The following is a 17,441-nucleotide window of genomic DNA, read 5'->3' on the forward strand; positions in this document are numbered from 1 at the left end:
AGCCGGCTGGCTTCTACGCCGACGAATCTGAGCGCGACGTCAGGTTCGGCCGTTGTCAGGCTCGAGCCGGTGACGTTGTACCGATGGTTGCTGGAGTGGTAATGCTGTCGATTCCTTTGACAGAAATCGCGGGGTTAGGCCGCGCTTGTCCCCCGAAGCTTGCCTCAGCGAAGTCGAGCAGCGCTGACGCGCGCTGCGTGAGCTCCATGTCCTCTGGCCAAATGCCAACGACGTGTGACTGGGTGACCGGCGGATCAAGTGGACGGATCAACAACGGCCGCCCCTCGACACTCGTGCGCGCCGCACTCGGCCGTGACATGAGCAGGCTGTACCCGAGTCCGCGGCCAACCAGTGCCTGCACGAGACCGATGTCGCTGATCCGCGCCTCGATCGTTGGCGCAAGCCCGCGTGCAGAAAACGCGTCCATGACGTTCGCGGTGCCCGGGGTCGCGTCGAACTGAATGTAGGGCTCGCTCGCCAGATCTGCGAGGTCGAGCGAGGGCACGGTTGCGAGCGGGTGTTCCGGGTGGAGGTGGACTTCGAGTTCGGTCTCGTAGATCCGTCGTTTGCGGCAGCCGGCTGGCAGCGATACGTCATAGACGAGCGCGACGTCGAGCCGGCCACCCTGCAACGCGGCGAGCAGTTCTTCGTTCGTGCCGATCATGATGGAGACATCGACACCGGGGTGCTCGCGCGGAAAGCCATCCAGAATCGCAGGCACAACATACGCCGCGAAGGTGGAATAGCAGCCGAGCTTCACCGGGCCGCGGAGCCCGTGGTCTTCGCCAACGCCGAGCACGAGTTCTTCGGTCGCCGAGATAATCTGGCGTGCCTGGCGCGCAAACTCCGCTCCGGTTGGCGTGAGCGTAAGCCCGCGCGCTTTTCGACGTACGCAGAGTGGCTCGCCTACGACTCGTTCAAGCCCGGTTATGGCCTGTGACAGCGCCGATTCCGAGATGTGCAGGTGCGCGGCAGCTGCACTGAGCGTGTCAAAATTTGGCAGCGCTGAGAACAGCTCAAGCTGTCGCATCGTCACGTCAACCACGGGTATCTCTGCCTCCTCGCAGCTTCTTCAGTGAAACCGAACTTATTCCCCACAATAGTGCGATTTACACGCAGAGGAATTACCGCCATATTAGGGAAGACCCCGGGGCGCCACTGTCTGTACCAAGATGCGCGCGACCCACATCCAAATCGCTCACTTCGAGCGGCTAACAACGACGTTAGGGAAACACCATGTCCGCAACAGCATCCGCAGCGAGAACCACCTCGATGCGCAGGGTCGCCTTCGCGACCATCATTGGCACCACGATCGAGTGGTACGACTTCTTCATCTATGCGACGAGCGCCGGCCTGGTGTTCGCGCAGCTCTTCTTCCAGCCCGCTGGCCAGGAGATTGGCCTCATGCTGTCGTTCGCGACCGTGGGTATCTCGTTCCTCTTCCGCCCGCTCGGCGCGTTCCTCGCTGGCCACTTCGGCGACATCATCGGCCGCCGTGCGGTGCTCGTGATCACGCTTATCCTCATGGGCGCAGCGACCACGCTCATCGGTCTGCTTCCGACCTACGCGTCGATCGGCATTGCTGCACCGATCCTCCTCCTCTTCCTGCGTATTCTGCAGGGTCTCTCTGCCGGCGGCGAGTGGGGCGGCGCAGCCCTCATGGCGGTCGAGCACGCACCGGCAACTCACCGCGGTCGCGCGGGTTCCTGGCCGCAGCTCGGAGTGCCCCTCGGCATGCTCCTCGCTTCAGGCATGACCGCGCTCATGACCGGCGTCATCTCGCCGGGTGAGGCATACCTCGAGTGGGGCTGGCGCGTGCCGTTCCTCGTGAGCTTCCTGCTCATCATCGTGGGTATCCTGATCCGCCGTGCGGTTGATGAGAGCCCGGTCTTCAAGGAGATCGCGGCAAAGGGCCGCACCAAGGGCATCCCCATCGTGCAGGTTTTCAAGAAGCACTGGTACCTCGTCCTCCTCGCCGCGCTCGTCTTCGCGGGCAACGGCGCGCTCGGCTACATGACGACCGGTGGCTTCATGAACAGCTACGCGATCAACACCCAGGGCCTCGACACCACCTCGGTGCTCGTCGCGGCTTCGACCGGTGCGACGGTCTGGTTCTTCTCGACGCTGGTCTCAGGCATTTTCGCTGACAAGATTGGTCGTCGAAACACGTTCCTCCTCGGCTTCACTATGCAGGCGCTCATCGTCTTCCCGGCATTCTGGTTCGTGAACCAGTGGGGCCTCGCAGGTCTGTACCTCGCGCTCGTGCTCATCTCGCTTGCGCTCGGCTTCACCTACGGCCCGCTCGCGGCATGGTACTCCGAGATCTTCCCCGCATCGGTTCGCTTCTCTGGCGTCTCGATCACCTACGCCCTCGGCGCGATCATTGGTGGCGCATTCGCTCCGATGATTGCCCAGATGCTCCTCGAAGCAACCGGATCCACGCTCGCGGTCTCGACCTACCTGCTCGTCGCCTCGATCGTCGGCGGACTCGCTGCCCTCGCCCTCCGCGATCGCAGCGGCATTCCGCTCGGCCCAGCACACGAGGAAGAGCAGGCGACCGGCGCGACCATGTTCACGAAGCCGACCCCGGTCGTACCTGTCTCTGTAGACGCCTAGGCGATCCGCACCCACTTCATCTCAGTCAAGGAGAAACAATGCTGAGCCCAACAACCAGAATCGCGATCATTGGCGGTGGAATGGGCGGCCTCACAGCCGCAATTGCACTGACGCGGATCGCAGGCGTCCAAGTCACCATCTTCGAGCAAGCCAGTAAGCTCGGCGAGGTTGGCGCAGGCGTCACCGTCGCGCCGAACGCTCAGCGCGTGCTGGACGAGCTTGGGTTCCTGGAAAAGGTGCGTGACGCGGGCGCGGTCCCTGACGGGCACGGTGTCTACCTCAACTCGATGGGCGAGCTCGTGACCGATGCCGCGTGGGAGGACTCGGGCAAGCAGTACCGAAACATTGGAATGTATCGCCCGGACCTCATCAAGGTGTTGGCGGCTGAGGTGGATCCGAAGGTGATCCGCCTCGGCCACCGCCTGAGTGATATCGAGATCTTGGATGCCGGTGTGCGCCTCTCATTTGAGAACGGTGCCGTTGAGGACTTCGACGCGGTCGTGGGTGCTGACGGCATCCACTCGGTCGCGCGCAAGACGGTCGGCCAGTTTCCTGAGCCGGTCTACTCGGAGTACATCGTGTACCGCGGTGTCGTCGACGCGACGAAGCTCCCCGCAGACTGGCCCGCAATCAGCCAGGTCTGGATGGGCAACTCGCGCCACTTCATGTGTTACCCACTGAAGAACCGCACGCTGTACAACTTTGTTGCGGGTGTACCGAGTGATCGCCCGCTGAACGGGCCATGGTCTGGCCCGGCAGAGGTGAGCGAGCTCGCGGCCGAGTTTGCTGGCGACAATTGGGATCCCAAGTTGCACCGGTTCATCAGCTCAATCGAGAAGACCTTCTGGTGGGGTCTCTTCGATCACGAACCCCTCACCAACTGGTCGCACGGGCCGGTCGCGCTGCTCGGCGATGCCGCGCACACGATGCTCCCGCACCAGGGGCAGGGTGTGAACCAGGCCATCGAGGACAGCATGGCGCTCGCGACCTTCCTGAAGGCTGCGAACTCCGTCGCTGAGATCCCTGAGGCGTTCCGCCGCTACACCGCGGTGCGTATGCAGCGCACCGCGATCCTGCAGCACGGATCGCGTCGCTCGGGCTGGATGTTCGACGCCCAGCACGAATTCGCGGATCTCGCCAAGCGCGACGCAGACATCCGTGTCGGCCGCGACTTCCGCCGCAGCGCGGTCTTCGATTACGACGCCAAGAAAGTGGCAGAGCAGGCGCTCGCGCGCTTCGAGAGGAACGGGAACGCATGACTTCCATCACGATTATTGGCAGCGGCAAGATGAGTGCCGCGCTCGCTGAAGTGGCCTACCGCGCCGGATACCCGACCCAGATCCTTCGCCGCAGCACCCGCAGCTCGTCTGGCGACCGCCCCGAGGTGAGCTACGGAGCGCTCGGCGACGACATCACGGGTGACATCGTGATCTTCGCCCTGCCGTTCGTTGCATACCCCAGCGTGGTCGAGCTCTACGGGCCCCGGCTCGCAGGGAAGGTCATCGTCGACATCGCGAACGCGATTGACTTCACCACCTACGATGAGCTCAAAGTCCCCGTGGGGTCTTCAACCGCACTCGAACTCGCAACGTTGGTGCCTGCCTCGGCTGCTGTCGTCAAGGCGTTCAACGTGAATCTCGGCGACACCCTCACCGCAGGCACGAACGGCACCACGACTACGACCGTGCTCTACGCAGGTGATTATGCAGAGGCGAAGATCGCCGTTGCCGACTTCATTCGTGCCTCCGGCATGCGCGCAGTTGATGCTGGCCCGCTCACGCGTTCGCGTGAGCTCGAGTCGATGGGCTTCCTGCAGATCATGCTCGCGGCCCTCGGCCGCACGCACAACGAGACCGGCTTCACGCTGCTCGAGTAGCGTGAACGCTTCGAGCAAGCCGACCAGCTCGAAGCAACCAGACCGGGCGGGATCGCAGAACCCGCCCACCTTCACCGGCCCTATCCGGTGAAACCACCGGGATGTTCGGCAGGCAGGAACACTCGTCCTTGACATCGTGGCGAGTACGCCCGTCGAACACCCGGGCTTCTGCCGAAAGCGCCCCCTTCAACTTCTTGAAGGGGGCGCTTTCGCGTGCACGGGTACTTCTCGCGGGGTGAGCGCTACTTCGCAGCAGCAGACGCGTGCCCGGTGCGCTCCATGACGCCCCACTCGCTTGCCTTGCCGAGGCGGCCGCGCAAAATACCCTTGAGCTGCCACACGAAGGTGAACGGACGGTAGAAGACAGGCTCGAGCAGGGTGGTTGCTAGGAGTAGCCAGAACTGCTTATTGGCCGAGTAATTCTTAAACCACAGCATGTCCACGACGAGCGCAGCGATGCCGACGAGCGCAGACAGGCCGATGCCACAGACGAACAGCAGCATGACGCCGAGCAAGTTACTCATGAAACTCCCACCGACGCCGCCAAGCGTCAGCAAAACAACGGTCAGAATCACGCCAATCGCAGCGACAAGCGGCGCAAGGTACTCGTACAGGAACAGCCACGGTAGCGCCAGGTTGCCGAGCACCCCGTACCGACGATTGAACAGCAGCCCGCGGAACTTCACGAGGATCTCGTCGAGTCCCTGTGCCCAGCGAATGCGCTGGCTCTTGAGCTGATCCATGCGGCTCGGCACTTCGGTCCAGCACACTGCACGGGCATCAAACACCACGCTGTACGGCCGCTTCGCTTCGACCGCGTCCATGTGCACCGAAAGGAGCAGATCCGCGTCTTCTGCGAGGGACTCAGCGGTGAGGCCGCCAACGGCAAAGATTGCCTCGCGCCGGTACAGGCCGAAGGCACCGGAGATGATCGTGAGGCCGTTGCGGCCAGACCAACCGGACCGGCCGAGCAAGAACGCGCGCAGGTACTCAACAACCTGGAATCGTTCGATCCACTTCTTCGGCAGTGCGTAGCCAACCGGATTGCCACCCTGGAACGTCATGCCGTTCGCAGGCAGAATCGTGCCGCCCGCAGCCACCACGCGCGGATCATCGATAAACGGCAGCGCAAGTCGCAGCAGCGCATCGGGTGCGAGCATTGAGTCGGCGTCGATCATGCAGACGAGCTCACCCTGTGCGGCGCGCAGCCCCGCGTTGACGGCATCGGCACGGCGGCCCTTACTCACCTTCGAGATGACATGTAGGCGGGTGCCGTCAGTGGATCGGTACTCAGCGAGCGTCTCGCCCTCTTGTGGCACACGTTCGTCGACGGCAGAGAAGGGTGCGGGTTCAAGCGCAAACGCCTCTCGCAGCACCTCAACCGTGCGGTCTTTGGAACCGTCATCGACCACGATGATGTCGAGGGCGGGATATCGCAGGTTGCGCAGCGATTCGACGGCCGGCACGATACCGGCTTCCTCGTTGTGCGCGGGCACGACGACAGTCACGGTCGGCGTCATGGGGTTCGAAAATACCTCGATGCCAGAGAACATGGCTGGCCATCGAGCCTCCCGTGAGATGCGACGGGCCGCGACGCCGATCAGCGCGAGCGTACCGACGTGATAGACGACGTAGTACAGGCTCAGCACCAACAGGGTGACCAGCAGGAAGAGTTCCAGGCCGTTCATGCGCGTGCCCCTTCAGTGTCAGTATCCGTGTCGTCTTCATCGTCATAGTCGGTGAAGCCTGCGTACGCCGCTGTCGCCGGTTCCTGCGAGCCGGTGTGCTCGAGCACCATCGCAGCGACGCGACGCACGGCGGGGCTTTCCGAGACCATCTTCTCTTCGAGCAAAGTTGAATCCTGCGGCAGAATGCGCAACACTGCCATCGCGCCAACGCTCGGCGGCAACAGCTCTGCCTCAATCGCGCGGAACACGTCTGCCACGTTGTCTTCGTTTCCGAAGTATCCGAGCAAACGCGCGGCACCAGATCGAACGCGGGGGTGCGGATCCTCCAACTGCGACACCAGCACAGACAGCGCCCGTGGACGCTCCGTAAGCACGAGCAACGTTGCACCGCGCAAGCGCATCGCTGGTTTCGGTGAGGTGGTCCATTTGATCGCCATGCCGAGCAGCAGCGAGGTTTCGAGCCAGATCGACAGGACTCGTCGATCCGCCACGGTCAGATTCGTGAGCAAGCCAATTGCGACGTCAGCAGTCTCTTCCCAAGTGGCCTTGCCGCGGTCGAGCGTTGGTCCGACTCCCTCTGAGCCGTCAATGAGCGCGTCAAGGACACGCTCTTTGCGCTCCTTGCGAGCGCGGGCAGATGCGTGTGTCCAGATACTCAGGACGACGAGCAAGATCAGAACGGCCGCCAGCAGCGACCAGTAGAACCACTGAACAGCCGCCCCGACCTCATCGACGAACTCAACCATCGGCGTGCTTACCAACGCGGCTCTGGCCAGCGGCGCGCGCCTCAGCAACAGCGGCTTCAAGCCCAGCGACCTTCGACACCAGGTCGGCGGCGGCGAACGGCTTCACGAGGTAATCGTCGGCACCTGCGGCGAGCGCGCGTTCCTTATCGCTGCCCTGCGAGCGCGCAGTGAGCATGAGGAAGCGGGTCGTGGTGTTCGGGTCGAGCTCGCGCAGGCGCTGGATCATTTCGAGGCCACTCATCCGGGGCATCATCCAGTCAACGATGGCGACGTCTGGCGTGCTGGTGCGGATCAAATCGAGGCCTTCGAGGCCATCTGCGGCTCCAAGTACCTCATGTCCCAATCGTGTGAGCCGACGAACCAACAATCTGTTGAGATCGACCTCGTCTTCGACTACCACGATGCGCATAATTCCCCCTGCTCCAACCCAAGATACGGATAAGCTTCTCACAGAAAATCTATCGAGGAGTAGCCGTGCGTAGAGACAGCTTGACAACGCTGTTGCGAGATGCCGAGCGCGGTGTCAGGACCAGCTGGATCGCCGTCTTACTCGGCCTCATGTTTGGGCTGAGCCTGCTCATGGTCTACTTGCGGTTCCCCGGCGCTTCGACTGCGCCATGGTGGCCGGCAGTCGGCGTTGCCACGCTTGCGGCGCTCAGCACGCGTCGTCGTCTCGATGTTGTGCTCCTCCTGGTGGGCCTGCTCACCGCCATTGCAAACAATGTGACGGGCACCGCGTGGTGGATCGCAGTGATCTACGGCATCGCCAACGCGGGCGAAGTATGGATCATCACCCGCATTGTGCGCGGCAAGCCTGGCAAGGTCGCGCTTCCGTTCCGGGCGATTGATCTGCTGCGCTTTGTTATTGCCATCGTGGCGGGTGGCATCTTCGCGGGTATCCTCGCTGGTCTCGCCGTTGGGTTGCACGGTGGCGACTACTGGGTGGTTGGGTCGTCGGTTGCGGCCTCCCATGCGAGCGCAACGCTGCTGATCGCTGGATTCGGTGTGATTCCATTGGATTCGATCCGCTTCCATCGCCCGATTGAGTTCATCGGTCAGGTCGTCCTGTTGCTCGCGACGATCTACGCGGCGTTTGGTCCGGGCCAGGCGATTCCGGTTTCCTTCCTCCCATTCCCTGCACTCGCGTGGGCGGCCTTCAGATTTGGTGCGGGCCTCGCACTCATCGAGATCGCGGCGACGAGCACGCTCGTTGTCGTGCTCGGTGTGAATGGTTTTGGCCCCTTCGCGATTGCTTCGGCTGGCGAGACCATGATGTTCTCGTGGCTGAACCAAATCTTTACGCTCTCGATTGGCATCCCACTCCTGCTGCTCGCAGTACTTCAAGATCAGCGCACCGCGCTCCTGAAGCGCCTGCAGCTGCGTCAGGCGCTACTGCATAAGTCGCTCGCGAGCTCGACCAGCGGTTTCATCGTGCTCGAGCGCGAATCCCCCGGCCACTATTCCCTTATCGAAGCGAACCCTGCCGCAACACAGCTCATGCCTGGATGGCGCGGGAAGAAGCACGCCGACGGCACGTTCTCGGTAGCTGACGCACTCGAAGCGTTGCCAGGCGTCGACATGTCATCGTGTGAGCGTTGGCACGGTACGCGCAGCTGGGGCGGCCGCGAGCTCGACATCCGAGTCGCTCCGGTCGGCAGCGACCGTTCCACCGTCCTCATCCAGGCGAGCGACATCACCCTCGAAGAAGAAAAGCGTCGGGCGCTCAACAGCGCGCTCGAGCAAGAGCGCGAACTGAACATCGAGATGCGCGCACTGAGCGAGCAGAAGGATGACTTCGTATCGTCCGTCAGCCACGAGCTGCGCACGCCCGTCACGAGCATTCTCAGTTATTCAGAAGAGCTCGAAGAAATCATCGAGGACGACGAAGAGCGTGAGATCGTCGAGGTCATTTCCCGCAATGCCAAGCGCCTCGCAGACCTTGTCGACGACATCCTTACCCTCTCCCGTATGAGCGTCAACGCTGATCCGTGCGTCGGCAAGTGCTCAGTCTCCGACATCGTTCGAGATGCGCATCGTGACCTTGAACCGCACCTGCGGGCGAAAGAGCTGACGTTCACCGCAGAGGTGCCCGACGACACCGTCGTCATTGCCGACGAGCTCTGGCTCCAGCGCATCATCAATAATTTGCTGACCAACGCCATCAAGTTCTCGACGAAGGGAGCGCGGATCGACATCACCGCGTCCGTGCTCCCCTCGTCGGTCGTCCTTCGCGTCATTGACCAGGGGCCTGGTCTCTCGGAGCGCGATCTCGAGCGCGTGTTCGAGAAGTTTTACCGGGTGCACCGCGCTGAACTTGGACACGTGCCAGGCACCGGTCTCGGGCTACCAATTGTGCGCGATCTCCTCACCCGGTTGGGCGGCACCATCACCCTCGAGTCAGACGGGGTGTCAGGGACGACCGCGGTCGTCACGCTCCCCCGGGCATAGTCGGCAGCCGCGATCCGGCCCGCCTCTTTCACATCGGCCCTACCCAGCGAAACGAGGTGTTTCTGCTGAGATAGGGCGTTTCTACGCGTTGAAAGTGTCTGTTTCGACAGGAACGCCTGTTTTCGAGGGGTTGGCGGGGTCGAGGGACGCTAGCCGATGAGGCCGTCCACAGCCTGCATTACAGCAGTGCACCCCGAGACACCAAGCATGACGAGCACCACGACACGGAACGTCCCAGGCTTCAACCGTGCGAACGTGCGATCGCCAAGCCACCAACCGAGCGCCATAGCCGGCGTAGCAGCAAGGGTTTGCAACGCCAACGGCGCGGTCAGTGTTCCGACGATCAAGAACCCGATCAACACGAAGAAGTCTGCCAGCGAGAACGTCACCTGCAGTGATGCTCTGAAGTTCTGCGGCGACATCTTCATCGACTGAAACGCGAGCACGAGGGGCGGGCCGTTCATGCCGGTCGAGCTCAGCAGCACGCCACTCACAACACCGGCGCCAATGACGCCGCCGCGACTGCCAAGCTGACCGAGTCCACCGGATGCAAGCACGACAACCGTTGCCAGCACCACGAGGCCAATACCGAGTGAAAGGTAGCGGGAATCCGCCCATTGCATAATCAGCAGGCCAATAGGCATGCCCACGATCGCGGACACAGAAATCAATGCCACCGGTTTCCAAGAGACCTGTGTCCGTAGCTTGAGAGAAGCCGCAAAAGTGAGGATGAATCCGAGTAGCGTTACCGCGACAACCGCCTGCTGCACGCCCACGAGCGGCATCGCAAAAGGCACCGCGAGCAGAGCGAACCCGAAGCCGGAGACCGCCTGCGCGTACGAAGCGACCGCTGCGATGCCCGCGAGCGCCAGCACAGTCCATAAGAAATCGGGCTGGAGCACGTCGTTGAACACCTGCTCACTCTATCGCGCGCTACGCCAGCGAACTACGCCTTACTCTGGCCACGCAATCGTCTGCGAGTACTCGATCAGCGCTTTGGTTCGTGCGGTAACCGGTCGCTCATGTGACCAGATCATGTCGACGGCGACGGGCCGCACTGCTGGCGCAATCGGTTTACTGACGAGCGGCAGCCCCTCGTAGCTCGCGGCGTTGGCGACGCGCGACACGAGCACACCGTAGCCGATGCCGCGCGCGACCAGGGTTCGCACCGCCTCAAAACTTGTCGTGCGATGGCGCACCCGCGGTTGCAGTCCGCGTTCCGCAAATATGGACAGCGTGTGTTCGCTCGAGGGCGCTGCATCGAGCAAAATGAGGTCTTCGTCGACCAGGTCTTCGAGTCTGATCGAGTCTTGGTGAGCGAAGCGATGATCCGCCGCCAAGACCACGTGCGCTTGCAACGCGTACAGGCGCGAGCGCGCGGTCGCCGCGGGAACCAGCATGTCGTAGACGAACGCAACGTCGATGCGGCCGGAGCGCAGGCGCTCTGCGAGCTGGTCCTGCGTCGCTTCGTGAATCGAAAGCTCGATCCCGGGATGCAACTCCGCAAAGTCCTGCAGCAGCGGTGGCAAGATCGTTGGCGCGAGCGTGGGGTAACACCCGATCGCGATTGGGCCGGTGAGGCTGCCCGATCCGCCCACCGCGCGCTGCAATTCTTCGGCCTCCGCGAGCATACTGCGCGCGTGCGCCACGAGCTGCTGCCCTGCGGGCGTGAGCGTGATGCCGTGCGCGCGGCGGCGGATGCACAGCTGCTCCCCCATCACCGACTCGAGCTCGGTGATGGCATCTGACATGGCAGATGACGAGACGTGCAGCACCGCAGCGGCGCGCGTGAGCGTCCCCTCGTCGACGGCCGTCACCAGATATGCGAGTTGGCGCAGGGAGAACGGGGGCAGTGAGCGTACGGGTCGATCAGTCATTTGCGCGGATCCTCGGCAGGTCAAGCGGCGTTCCCGACTCATACGGTCCCGCCATGAACAGGTCAGCTCCGTCTGCGGAAAGCGTGCAGCTGAGTGCAGCACCGTCTGGGTCGAAGCCAGCGACCTGGGCAAACGACAAGCGCTGGCCCGGATCGTACGGGTCGGTGATCGTGAGGTGCCAGACGCCATGCGCCGAGGGGTCCTGCTCGAGCCATGGTTCGGCGATCATCAGGCGAAGCATCCCGCTGTGGCCGGCAAAGCTCACACTGCCCGTGAAACGAAGCGTGCGGTGGTGCGACCAGGGTTGGCCGTCGCTGGTCTGCTCGCCGTCAGCCTCCGGCGCGACGCCAGGAAAGATGAACCCATCACCGCCGACCATCGCGCCAGCTGTTGCGGTCACGCTCCCATCGGACATCCCGGTGACATAGGTCACCAGAGAACGTTTCATTGACCACTCGAGAGCGAGAACAGGCTTCGTTACCATGCGATTACTATTACACATTTCCGAATAGCCATTGCGATTAATTCCGCTTTTCTCGGGCAATTTAAGCGTTCATACTCAGATGCAAATCATCGTTTTCAAACGCGAGGTGTGCAATGACGCGCAAAGAGGTTCCGGTCGCCGATTGGGTGACCATTCCAGATCTGTACCGTGATCCGTTCCCCATCTATGAGCGGCTGCGAGCCGAGGGCGGCGTGCACTGGGTGCCGGCGGTGAACCGCTACCTCGTCACGTCCTACGAAGCAGTGCACGCGACCGAGCTCGACCAGGAAATCTTCTCCGCAAACGAGCAGGGCTCGCTCCAGATCCGCGCAATGGGTCACTCGATGCTGCGGCGCGATGATCCCGAACACTACGTCGAACGCAAGGCGTGGCAGCCGGCACTGCGGCCGGGTATGGTGAAGCGCGTGTGGACCGAGGTCTTTCGTGAGACCGCCTCGCATCTGCTCGACGATTTCATCGCTAAGGGACCCGGTGCCGACCTCGTGTGGGATTTCGCTGCCCCGTATGCCGCCGAGTGCCTGCGCCAGGTCTGCGGACTCTACAACGCCGACCAGGCCGACCTGCAGCGCTGGTCGCAAACCATGATTGACGCAACAGGCAACTACGCAGATGACCCTGAGGTGTGGCGCCTCGGTGAGCAGTCGTTCAATGAGGTCGACGCATCGCTGGACGAGATGCTTGCCTGGCATTCCGAGCACCCCGATCACTCGCTCATCTCGCAGCTGCTGCAGATTCCTGACTACGAGATGCCGCTTGAGCGCATTCGCGCCAACCTCAAGATGACGATTGGCGGCGGCCTCAACGAGCCGCGCGACGCGATCGGCGTCGCCGCGCTCGCAATGCTGCAGAACCCTGAGCAGCTCGCGATGGTGCAGGCCGACCCGTCGCTCTGGCACACGGTCTTCGACGAGACGATCCGCTGGGTTGCGCCCATCGGCATGTACTCTCGCCAGGCTACCCGCGAGACCGAGCTCGCTGGCTTCACATTGCCAGCTGGCGCGCGACTCGGCATCTGCATTCTGTCAGCCAACCGCGACGCCTCGGTGTGGGAGGACGCTGCAGACTTCAACATTCGCCGTGAGCCGAAACCGCACCTCGCCTTCGGAAAGGGTGTGCACGTCTGCCTCGGCGCGTGGGTTGCACGTGCCGAGGTTGCCGACATCGCACTCCCAATGCTCTTCGAGCGACTCGAGGGGCTCCGTCTCATCGAGGATGAACCCGCTGAGATGGGTGGCTGGGTCTTCCGCGGAATGACCAAGATGCCGGTCACCTGGGACCGGGCGCTGCCCGCGCAGGAGGTGACTGGCGGCAGTGCGGATCGATCCGCCACCACACCCGGACGCGCTGTGAGCAACGTTGACGCGACACCGGCGCCACGGGTCGCCATCGTCGGTTCCGGCCCCTCGGGCTGCTTCACGGCGCAGGCCGTGCGTCGTGCGTTCCCTGCCGCCCCGATCGACGTCATCGATCGGCTCCCGACGCCCTACGGCCTCGTGCGCTACGGCGTCGCCGCCGATCATCAGGGCACGAAGGCGGTCGCGCGCCAGTTCGACCGACTCTTCACGTCAGAAGACGTCACGTACCGCGGCAACCTCCACCTCGGGAGCACGCTCACGCTTGAGGAGATCCGTGCCGCGTATGACGTTGTGGTACTTGCGACCGGTATGCACGGCGACGCGGTGCTCGACATCCCTGGCAGCCAGGTGGCGCGCGGATCGGGCAGCGTCACTCGGCTCCTCAACGGCCACCCCGATGAGGATGAGTCGCAGCCGCTCGGCACTGACGTGGTGGTCATCGGTCAGGGCAACGTCGCCATGGACATCGCCCGCCTCCTCACCCGCGATGCTGCTGGCTTCGCTGGCTCCGACATCGATGACGCCACCCACCAAGCATTCGCCGGTGCGGTGCGCACGATCCACCTTGTGGGCCGCAGCCTGCCTGGCGCCGCAAAGTTCGACCCGGTCATGGTGCGCGAACTCGCGGGGCTTCCCGGGATCGAGCACATCTTGCACGGCGCTGGCGAGCTCGCCGATGACGGTCGCGATGCGCGGATCGACGCCGTACGCAGCCTCCTCGAGGCTCATCGCGCGCCGGGGGCACCGATCCGCGCCCGCATGCACTGGTGGTTCGGTCTCACCCCTCGCGAAATCGAAGTCGATGCGACTGGGACCAGCGAAGCTGCAGGGTCGGCGGCGAGCGCGGTGGTCTTCACCGATGCGACTGGCGAGCCGGTGCGCATCCCGGCGACCGACGTCATCACCGCGGTCGGTTTCACGGCAAACGTTGACAGCCCGGTGCCAGCCGCAGCGCATGTCGATGGCAGGGTCGAGCCAGGTCTCTATGTTGCTGGCTGGCTGCGGCGTGGGCCGCGCGGCACCATCCCCGATCAGCGCACCGATGCGAAGGGGCTTGCGCAGCTCATTGTGGACGATATCCGCTCGGGTGCGGTGAGCGCGCGGGCGGCTGGGCTCACGCTGCGCAGCTGTGAGACTGACTTCACTGGCTGGCAGCGCATCGAACTGCACGAGCGGTCGGCCGCGGCACCCGGCCGGGAGCGTGCCAAGCTGCGCACCCACGCGCAGCTGCTCGCAACGGCAGCTGACACGTCTATTGCGGTGCCCGTTGCGCAGCACGGTGCGGCCCTGACCGCTGGGGTGCCCGTCACCGTACTCTTTGGCACCGAGTCAGGCGGGGCCGAGCTCGTCGCAGAAGAGCTGCATCGCATGTTCGGCTCAGCTGGCGACGTCGACGTGCGTGACCTCGCCGAGGTGGCCCCGGCTGAGCTGGGGACAGACCGCTTCTACCTCATTGTCTGTTCCACCTACGGTGACGGCGAGGTGCCGACCTCGGTGCAGCCGTTCCATGCGGCGCTGACGGGCGCGGGTGGGGCTGGTGTCGCAAGCGGCGCGGGTGACTCGAGCAGTGCGGCGCCGTCGCTCGCGGGCGTCAGGTACGCGATGTTCGGCATGGGTGATCGCTCGTACGACAAGACGTACTCACGGGGAAGTGAACTCGTCGATGAGGCGCTCACCGCGTGCGGAGCGACGCGCATCGGCGAGTATGGCCGGCACGATGCTGGCGGTCCGGTGCCAGCATCGGAGGCCGCCCTCGACTGGGCCGCAGGCGTGCTCACCGAGGCAGCTGCGTCGCTGGCCGGAGCGCGCTAACGCGCCAAGAGGTTCGTGCGGTCACGATCCGCCCACCATGTCACTCGGCACGGTGGGCGGATCTGTCACCTGCAGCGACCAGATTTCGTGCTGGACGAAAAATAGTTCATATGCAAAACTACTTTCACGCACCGGCGCGGCACGCACAGTGACGCGGATCGACACAGGAGTCACACATGCGCATCATCATCGTGGGAGCTGGCATTGCTGGCCTCTCGACCGCCCTCAGCCTCGAAGCTGCGGGCTTCACCGACATCACCATCTACGAGCGCACCGCCCAGGTGCGCGGGCTCGGCGTCGGTCTCAATCTCCTCCCCCACGCGGTACGCGAGCTCACCGAGCTCGGCCTCAAAGACCGCATCGAGGCACTCGGCGTCGAACCAACCGCGCTCGCCTATTTCAACCGCTTCGGCCAGCCGATCTGGTCGGAGCCCCGCGGCACCGCGGCAGGATACATCTGGCCCCAGCTCTCCGTACACCGCGGCGAGCTGCAGCTCTTGCTGCTTGATGCGGTCACCGAGCGCCTCGGTGACATCGTGCGCACGGGTCACCGCCTCATCGAGGTTGCAGACGGGGACGAGACCACCGCCACCTTCGAGACCGCGACCGGCCCGGTCACCGCGACCGCTGACCTCATCATCGGCGCCGACGGCATCCACTCCTCGCTGCGCCAACTGCGGTATCCCGACGAGGGCGCCCCACCGTGGAGCGGACTCACCCTCTGGCGCGGGACCGCTCGCATCCCCCAGTTCCTCGACGGCGCGACCATGGTCATGACGGGTGACGGCGATCAGAAGTTCGTCGCGTATCCACTCGAGGCCCCCGCCGCAGACGGCACCCAGCGCGTCAACTTCATTGCAGAACATCGCGCCCCCGGATCGCCAGGCGCAGACTGGAACCGCACCGTCGACCCCGCCCCCATCGTCGAACTGTTCCGCGAGTGGCGGTACGACTGGCTCGATGTCCCAGCAACCATCGCTGCCGCAGAGGAAATCCTCGAGTACCCCATGGTTGATCGCGACGCACTCCCCCAGTGGACGTTCGGCCAGACCACCCTCGTCGGCGATGCCGCACACGCGATGTACCCCAACGGATCCAACGGCGGATCGCAGGCCATCCTCGATGCGCGCACGCTCGCCTGGGAGCTGGCGACTGCGGTGCGCGGATCCGCCCCCACCATCACCGATGACCGCGCAGGTCGCGCCGCCGCGATCGCGTGTGCCCTCGAGCGCTACGAGGCGAAGCGACGCCCCGCCACCGCAACGCTGCTCGAGATGACGCGTCAGACCGGGCCCGAGCGCGTGATGCTGCTTGCCCGCGAGCGCGCCCCAGAGGGATTTGCCGACATCAACGATGTGATTCCGCTGGCGGAGCGAGAGCAGATCGCACTGAGCTACAAGCAGGCGGCGGGGTTTGATCCGGCAATGCTCGCGGAACGCAGCTCCCTCACTGTCGAGGCACGCGCGTGAGCTCGGCATCGCTGTCCACGCTTGCTGCGCAAGTCTCCCCCATGCGGCGAGCGCTCAGCGCGCTTGCTCGCGAGCGTGAGGCGCTGCCAGAGATTCCAGATGCGCAGATCGAGATCATCCGGTTCATTGAGACCGGTGGCGAAGCAACGCCCAGCTCGATCGCACTCGCGCTCGGCGCCGGTCGCCCGACGGTGAGCAACCTGCTTGCCACGATGGAATCCGCTGGACTCATTACCCGGAGACGCGATGCACACGATGGCCGCCGGATCGTTGTGAACGTCTCCGCCGCCGCACGTGACTACTTCGCCCGGTTCGACGCGGCGACCTCCGCGATCATGACGGAGGCTGCTGCGCAGCTTTCCGCGGCGGATCAGGCAGCCCTCATCGCCGCTGCCAAAGCCTTTGAACGCCTCACGGGGCAACTCGTGCTCACCCGCGGCGGAACACACACGCCTTCGTCCGTTTCCACCGAACAGACCACCCACACCGCCCAGACCGAACAGGAACGCGCATGACCACACCGATCCTCGACCAGCTCGCAGTGCCTCAGCTCACGCCTGTCTTCGATGTGCGCGTTGACCTTGAGCGCCCGCTCGAACTCGGCAGCACACGCGCTGGCACGCGACGCATCATTCCCATTGTCGGCGGCACCATCTCGAACGGTCTCGACGCGACGATCCTCAGCGGCGGCGCTGACTGGCAGCGCGTGCGCGCAGATGGCACCCTCGAGATCGATGGCCGCTACACCGCGCGCACCGCAGACGGCGAGCTCCTGTATCTCTCTGCAACCGGCATCCGCACGGGGCCACCAGAGGTGCTCGCTGCGCTCGGCCGTGGCGACGCGGTGGATCCGGGCGCATACTATTTCCGCACGACCGTATCCATTGAGACCGGGAGCGCGGATCTCGCCTGGTTGCAGCGGTCACTGTTCGTTGCGACCTGCGTGCGTGAGGCTGCGACCGTGCGGTACCGGACCTACCAGGTGTCATAACGGCGAACAGGTGGCTGGATGCTCTCGCACTCAGCCACCTCTTCGTTGCTTGCCTGTG

15 protein-coding genes are annotated in these 17,441 nt (G+C 64.0%); 8 read left to right on the forward strand and 7 right to left on the reverse strand.

The genetic code is table 11. The annotated features are described in order from the left end of the window. Positions 1-55: 55 nt before the first annotated feature. Complete coding sequence (locus ICM05_RS07285; RefSeq protein ID WP_353055844.1) at positions 56-1,045, reverse strand: LysR substrate-binding domain-containing protein; 990 nt, start codon at positions 1,043-1,045, stop codon at positions 56-58. A gap of 191 nt (positions 1,046-1,236) precedes the next feature. Between ICM05_RS07285 and ICM05_RS07290 the strand changes: the two genes are divergently transcribed. Genes ICM05_RS07290 through ICM05_RS07300 form a run of 3 tightly spaced genes read left to right on the forward strand, consistent with a single transcriptional unit; the run spans position 1,237 to position 4,492 of the window. Then, the gene (locus ICM05_RS07290; protein WP_188023911.1) at positions 1,237-2,616 is read left to right on the forward strand and encodes an MFS transporter; all 1,380 of its coding nucleotides are present in this window, start codon (positions 1,237-1,239) and stop codon (positions 2,614-2,616) included. A gap of 38 nt (positions 2,617-2,654) precedes the next feature. Beyond that, positions 2,655-3,875 (forward strand): FAD-dependent monooxygenase, encoded by a 1,221-nt coding sequence (locus ICM05_RS07295; protein ID WP_188023912.1) that lies wholly within the window; start codon positions 2,655-2,657, stop codon positions 3,873-3,875. Then, complete coding sequence (locus tag ICM05_RS07300; protein WP_188023913.1) at positions 3,872-4,492, forward strand: NADPH-dependent F420 reductase; 621 nt, start codon at positions 3,872-3,874, stop codon at positions 4,490-4,492. Before ICM05_RS07295 ends, ICM05_RS07300 begins: the two co-directional genes overlap by 4 nt. Positions 4,493-4,734: 242 nt before the next feature. Here ICM05_RS07300 and ICM05_RS07305 read toward each other — a convergent pair whose 3' ends face one another. From ICM05_RS07305 to ICM05_RS07315, 3 genes are read right to left on the reverse strand one after another with little or no spacing between them, the layout of a single operon-like run. Continuing rightward, a complete protein-coding gene (locus ICM05_RS07305; protein ID WP_188023914.1) occupies positions 4,735-6,180 on the reverse strand; it encodes a glycosyltransferase family 2 protein in 1,446 nt (481 codons plus the stop codon). Beyond that, positions 6,177-6,926: a HEAT repeat domain-containing protein gene (locus tag ICM05_RS07310; RefSeq protein ID WP_188023915.1), complete on the reverse strand. Its 750-nt coding sequence runs from the start codon at positions 6,924-6,926 to the stop codon at positions 6,177-6,179. The genes ICM05_RS07305 and ICM05_RS07310 overlap by 4 nt, the downstream gene beginning before the upstream one ends. Next, positions 6,919-7,335, reverse strand: coding sequence for a response regulator transcription factor (locus tag ICM05_RS07315; RefSeq protein ID WP_188023916.1), 417 nt, complete (start codon positions 7,333-7,335; stop codon positions 6,919-6,921). The genes ICM05_RS07310 and ICM05_RS07315 overlap by 8 nt, the downstream gene beginning before the upstream one ends. A 65-nt stretch (positions 7,336-7,400) precedes the next feature. Here ICM05_RS07315 and ICM05_RS12965 point away from each other — a divergent pair, with 65 nt between their 5' ends. After that, positions 7,401-9,374, forward strand: coding sequence for an ATP-binding protein (locus ICM05_RS12965; protein WP_188023917.1), 1,974 nt, complete (start codon positions 7,401-7,403; stop codon positions 9,372-9,374). Between the two features lie 149 nt (positions 9,375-9,523). On the opposite strand, the gene ICM05_RS07325 is transcribed toward ICM05_RS12965, so the two are convergent. Genes ICM05_RS07325 through ICM05_RS07335 form a run of 3 tightly spaced genes read right to left on the reverse strand, consistent with a single transcriptional unit; the run spans position 9,524 to position 11,753 of the window. Next, positions 9,524-10,288 (reverse strand): sulfite exporter TauE/SafE family protein, encoded by a 765-nt coding sequence (locus tag ICM05_RS07325; RefSeq protein WP_188023918.1) that lies wholly within the window; start codon positions 10,286-10,288, stop codon positions 9,524-9,526. Positions 10,289-10,327: 39 nt separating this feature from the next. Continuing rightward, positions 10,328-11,251, reverse strand: a complete 924-nt coding sequence (locus ICM05_RS07330; protein ID WP_188023919.1) for a LysR substrate-binding domain-containing protein — start codon at positions 11,249-11,251, stop codon at positions 10,328-10,330. Beyond that, entirely contained in the window at positions 11,244-11,753 is a 510-nt protein-coding gene (locus ICM05_RS07335) for an HtaA domain-containing protein (RefSeq protein WP_353055845.1), read from the reverse strand. The genes ICM05_RS07330 and ICM05_RS07335 overlap by 8 nt, the downstream gene beginning before the upstream one ends. 95 nt (positions 11,754-11,848) lie before the next feature. Between ICM05_RS07335 and ICM05_RS07340 the strand changes: the two genes are divergently transcribed. From ICM05_RS07340 to ICM05_RS07355, 4 genes are all read left to right on the forward strand, one after another. Then, entirely contained in the window at positions 11,849-14,923 is a 3,075-nt protein-coding gene (locus ICM05_RS07340; protein ID WP_188023921.1) for a cytochrome P450, read from the forward strand. A gap of 176 nt (positions 14,924-15,099) precedes the next feature. Further along, on the forward strand, positions 15,100-16,392 hold the full coding sequence (locus ICM05_RS07345) for a flavin-dependent oxidoreductase (RefSeq protein WP_188023922.1): 1,293 nt from the start codon (positions 15,100-15,102) through the stop codon (positions 16,390-16,392). Then, a complete protein-coding gene (locus tag ICM05_RS07350) occupies positions 16,389-16,907 on the forward strand; it encodes a MarR family winged helix-turn-helix transcriptional regulator (protein ID WP_188023923.1) in 519 nt (172 codons plus the stop codon). The genes ICM05_RS07345 and ICM05_RS07350 overlap by 4 nt, the downstream gene beginning before the upstream one ends. Beyond that, positions 16,904-17,383, forward strand: a complete 480-nt coding sequence (locus ICM05_RS07355) for a DUF3237 domain-containing protein (RefSeq protein ID WP_188023924.1) — start codon at positions 16,904-16,906, stop codon at positions 17,381-17,383. The genes ICM05_RS07350 and ICM05_RS07355 overlap by 4 nt, the downstream gene beginning before the upstream one ends. Positions 17,384-17,441: the final 58 nt, after the last annotated feature.

Source organism: Leucobacter sp. cx-42, from assembly GCF_014529985.1.
GTDB lineage: Bacteria > Actinomycetota > Actinomycetes > Actinomycetales > Microbacteriaceae > Leucobacter.

Excerpts from the sequence above, each read along its gene's own strand:
- ICM05_RS07290 (WP_188023911.1), top strand. The coding sequence starts at position 1,237 with ATGTCCGCAACAGCATCCGCAGCGAGAACCACCTCGATGCGCAGGGTC.
- ICM05_RS07335 (WP_353055845.1), bottom strand. The coding sequence starts at position 11,753 with ATGTGTAATAGTAATCGCATGGTAACGAAGCCTGTTCTCGCTCTCGAG.
- ICM05_RS07340 (WP_188023921.1), top strand. The coding sequence starts at position 11,849 with ATGACGCGCAAAGAGGTTCCGGTCGCCGATTGGGTGACCATTCCAGAT.
- ICM05_RS07355 (WP_188023924.1), top strand. The coding sequence starts at position 16,904 with ATGACCACACCGATCCTCGACCAGCTCGCAGTGCCTCAGCTCACGCCT.
- ICM05_RS07300 (WP_188023913.1), top strand. The coding sequence starts at position 3,872 with ATGACTTCCATCACGATTATTGGCAGCGGCAAGATGAGTGCCGCGCTC.
- ICM05_RS07305 (WP_188023914.1), bottom strand. The coding sequence starts at position 6,180 with ATGAACGGCCTGGAACTCTTCCTGCTGGTCACCCTGTTGGTGCTGAGC.
- ICM05_RS07345 (WP_188023922.1), top strand. The coding sequence starts at position 15,100 with ATGCGCATCATCATCGTGGGAGCTGGCATTGCTGGCCTCTCGACCGCC.
- ICM05_RS07330 (WP_188023919.1), bottom strand. The coding sequence starts at position 11,251 with ATGACTGATCGACCCGTACGCTCACTGCCCCCGTTCTCCCTGCGCCAA.
- ICM05_RS07295 (WP_188023912.1), top strand. The coding sequence starts at position 2,655 with ATGCTGAGCCCAACAACCAGAATCGCGATCATTGGCGGTGGAATGGGC.
- ICM05_RS07310 (WP_188023915.1), bottom strand. The coding sequence starts at position 6,926 with ATGGTTGAGTTCGTCGATGAGGTCGGGGCGGCTGTTCAGTGGTTCTAC.
- ICM05_RS07315 (WP_188023916.1), bottom strand. The coding sequence starts at position 7,335 with ATGCGCATCGTGGTAGTCGAAGACGAGGTCGATCTCAACAGATTGTTG.